Origin of the sequence: Flavobacterium zhairuonense (assembly GCF_004352915.1) — a bacterium.
GTDB classification, from domain to species: Bacteria; Bacteroidota; Bacteroidia; order Flavobacteriales; family Flavobacteriaceae; genus Flavobacterium; species Flavobacterium zhairuonense.
Map to the genome: position 1 here is coordinate 1 of NZ_SJSY01000049.1, position 4,734 is coordinate 4,734.

The window sequence follows — 4,734 nt, forward strand, 5'->3', positions numbered from 1 at the left end:
ATCTTGAACTAGATCAGCCTGTAGAGTAACCTGAGGCTTAACTTCGTATGAAGCTGAAGCTGTACATCCGTTCTCATCCTTGATCACAAAATTGTAAGTTCCAGGAGCACTGATTGCAAAAGTCGGCGAAGCTTGGAAGCTTCCTCCATTTACGCTGAACATCGGTGCTGTTGCAAGATCCGTGTCTGATGTGTAAGTAACCGTTACATTAGTGGATGTTCCTACAAAACAGATCAATGCCGGAGCAGTGATTGTTGGCGCATCGTCGCTTCCGATAGGTATTGCAAGCGGTGTTCCGATAACACAATTGTTGGCATCTTTCACATAAACTTTCCAGCTTGTAGTCGTCAATGGATTCAATAAAGCTTCATTTGAAGCTGAATAAGTTCCAGGACCTGTAGCCGTTGCCGGTACAAATGAATACTCGTAAGGAGCTGTTCCGCCGGTAGCGATTACGCTCACTTTGGCATCAGAACCACAGTTTGCATTCTTGTTCTTGTCGATTGTCAATGCTAATGCATCCGGCTCTGTAACAGTCATGCTTGCTGTAGCTTTACAGCCTGTAGCTGTGTCGGTAACTTCCAATGTATAGTTTCCTGCCACTAATCCTGTAGCTGTCACAACGTTTCCTGTTGTTGAAAGCGTTCCTGTACCAGCAATTAACACTGCGGTAAATCCGCTTGCGTGGTCAGCAACATCAAATTGAACTGATCCGTTAGATCCGCCGTTGCAAGAAACGTTTGCAAGCAATGTGCTTGAAACCGTAATATTCACAACAGGATCTACCGTATAAGATTCTGTATACGTACATCCATTTGAATCTGTAACCTGGAATACGTAAGTATCTGGAGCCAAGTTTGCAAATGTTGTAGTCGTTTGTTTAATTCTTGTTATTGGAGATAAGATCTCATAATAAAGCGTGCCTGTTCCGCCTACCGTAGCCGTGATTTCAACTGTAGCGTCACCTGTACAAGTATCTGGTACTGTCGTTGCGATAGTCAAATCAGTTGGTGGATTCAATGCTGGAACATCAACTCCATTTACTAAAGTAAAAGTACATCCGTTATTATCTTTTACAAGCACATTTAGGGTAACTCCCGCATATGTCTCGTAAGTATCATCATTAGAATAACTTACTCCATTATCATAACTGTATTCATATGGTCCAGTTCCTCCTGAAGGAACAACCGTAACTACCGCTTTAGATGGATTATTACCTGCTGTACAAACTAAATTTGTTGTAATTGAAGACGCAGCAGATAAAACTGGAGGTTGCGTAATAGTTACTGGAGCGGTAATCGTACAACCTTTCGCATCACGAACGGTAACAACATAATTTGGTGCAGCAATTAATCCTGTAAACTCATTTGAGCTAGAGAAACCTTGAACGATTGTCACACCTCTTTCCAACTGATATTCGAACGGACCAACTCCGCCTGTTACATCAACTTTAATAGTACCATCAGCACTCAAATTACAAGTCAAGTTTGTAGGCACTGCATCAAATACAATTGCTGGAATATCATCTAAATCGATCGTGAAATTAGCTGTACAACTTTCACTATCAGTTACTGTGAATACATAAGTTCCTACAGCAGCAGTCGTCAATACATTTCCTACGAAAGGATCTGTACCTGGTGCACCATTTACTGTGTATGAATACACATTTGTACCATGTCCACCAGAAGGCGTCAATGTAAATTGAGCTTTTTCACTTCCAACGATACAGCTTAACTCTCTTGTTAATTTAACATCTAATAATAATTTAGGCTCTACTATATATGGAACTGTAAATATACAGCCTTTACCATCTTTAATAGATAAATTATAAGTACCTGCTGCATTAAATGTAAAATCTGGAGAAGCTTGATAAGCACTTCCGTTTACACTATAAGTTGGAGCACCAACAATAGTAGCATCTTGACTTCCTACAATCGAAATTGTAAATGGAGCATCAGCATAACAGAAAGGTGCTGGTGGTATTATTGTTGGAGTTGCATATTTGAAAACTGTAACTGTTTGAAATTGAGTACAACCATATGCATCTTTAACATAAACATCATAATTAATTCCTGCAACACTACCTGCTTTTGTGAATGTGTTTCCTGGAATCCAGTCAGTTGCTACAGGAGAAGATCCTGAAAGTACTACTTGATAAGTATATGGTCCTGTTCCGTCTTTTGCCTGAGCAGAAATTACTGCTAAATTATTACAGTCTTCTTTTGATGTTGCTGAAGCTGTAAGAGTTAATGGCAATGCAGATTCTCTAATTGTAAAACTGTCTGAAACTACAGAACATCCAGCATTAGGGCCTACGGTCTCTTGTGCTAATATATAATAAGTTCCAACAGGCAACGCGTTTATGGTTATAGACGTAGATGTTGCACCTGCAGCTAAACCTGGTATTGTTGTAGGAGCAATTATTTCTTGATTTGTAAATGCTTCTCTTACTGAGTAAGTCACATCTACAGAAGCTCCTGGAGCTGGTACAGTAGGATAATTATTTTTAATTGCAAAAGTAACTTTTCCATCTCCAGCATTTTTACAAGTAATATTACTTGCTACCTCACTAACTACTTCCAAAGCAGAATGTGTCGGGATTGGATCTGGTGCAGCTTGGAAATAATAACATCCAGTACTTACTTGATAAACAACAAAAGTATAAGAAACCCCAGGTGTTAATCCAGTGTAAATAGCTTGCCCAGGAGAACTTTCGCCAATCCAACCTCCGGTACCAGCGGCAACGAATGGTGGCGTAGCAGCAGCTCCTTTGTATATATTGAAATAGAATGGCCCTGAACCAGCGTATGTACTATTTATTGTGATTGTAGCCGAACCACCTGTAGCTCCACAAGTTGCACTTGTATCAATATCAATATCAAGTCCTGTTACAGGCGCCGCAATAAGAACATTGTCTTTAAATTCTGAACAACCATTTGCATCAACTACTCTAATTTGATAATAACCAAAGTCTACTACTTCGAATACTACAGTAGTACCAGGAATACCGTGTTTTTCAGCACTATATCCATTAATACCTGTTACATAATAATCATACGGTCCTGTTCCACCTGTAACAGATTGGATAATAATTTCACCTTTTGATACTCCACCAGTACTAGCATTACAACGCATATCGGTTTTATCCCAAGTAACAGTTAAAGGCAATGGCTCATTAATATTAATGTTCTTAACATCAGTACAGCCTTTTGCGTCGGTTACTGTAATAGTATATGAACCTGCACGAAGACCTGAAGTTCTTGTAAGATAATCAATACCTAAAGTATTATTATAAACATCAATTACAAATGGTGCTTGACCTTTAGAAGGATCCACAACGACATTCAATGAAGCTGAAGAATCTCCGCTACAACTAATTGCAGCTCCAAGCGAAACTGTAACTTCTGGATTAACTGGTAACGTAGTTGTAACAGCAGCCGTAGTAGTCGCTGTACAAAGTTTAGTATCAGTCACTGTAAAGATAAAGTCAGCAGCATCACTTGTTGTGAAAACATTTCCAGCAAAAGTTCCAGTCGCTGATGCAGGCGTACTCGTATAGCTATAAGAATAAGTCCCTGAACCGCCTAAAGCTTTTAAGGTAATTGTAGCAGGGGTTGCACCAGCACATGTAACATCTTTTGTCAATTGAGCAGAAATTGTCAATTTATCATTTACAATTACTGGTACCGTAGTCTGAGCGATACAGCCATTACCATCTTTTACCCAAACATTATAAGTACCTGAAGCAGTTACAGTAAAAGTATTTAAAGAACCAAAACCAGAACCTGCACCCGTAATACTATAAGTCAATGGGTTTTTTCCAAATCCTGAAGCAGTAATAGTGTAAGTACCAACGCCTAAACATTGTCCTGCTGCAGTAGCCGTAACTGTTGGAGCATTATCAGTATCAATTGCTATATCTAATTTTATTTGACATCCATTTGCATCAACAACATAAGCGTCCCAGTTTTTATTAACTGTAGGATCTAAATTAGCAATATTTGAAGTTGTTAATGTTCCTATTGGTTGACCATCTTGTACAAATGAGTATTTATAAGCTACAGTTCCTCCTGTAGCCGTTACTGTAACTTTTGAAGTACCAACATTACAGTTTGCATTTACAGCAACATAAGATGCACTTAATGCAGCTGTTGGCTGATTAATTGTAAATGAACTGTTTGCAAAACAGCCTGTAACTTCATCTGTAACTAAAACATTGTATGTTCCAGCTGCAAGATTTGTTAAACTGATTGTACTTGCGCTTTGATTAACAACTTCTGTTGCTCCTCCATCAAAACTATATTTGTATGTTCCGCTAAATCCAGAAACAGTAAATGCACCACTTCCTGTATTAACACCGAAACATTTTACATGACTTACAACGTTTCCATTTACAACAATTGGTGTAACAGGATTAACTTTATAAGATTGTTCAGCATAACATCCGTTGTTATCTGTAATTCTGAATGTATAAGTAACATTTGGTGCTAAATTATTGAATACACCAGTAGCATTACTTGTTACTGCAGAAGCTGGCCCTGTAATGCTATAAACAACTGGAGCAACACCTGTTCCTGCAGTTTTTGTAACAGTAACCGTACTTGAAGTAGCATTACAAGTAACAGCCGTTCCAGCAATACTCTGAATAGTTGGTGGATTTAATTTGTATAATGTAGCTGATCCGTTTGCGATACAGCCGTTTGCGTCTTTCACAGAATAGTTCACCGTCTGATC

The 4,734-nt window shown here is 38.7% G+C and carries 1 protein-coding gene; it reads right to left on the minus strand.

Annotated elements, in window-relative coordinates:
* A partial coding sequence (locus EYY60_RS00120) for a SprB repeat-containing protein (RefSeq protein WP_132987402.1) occupies positions 1-4,734 on the minus strand: 4,734 nt, incomplete at both ends.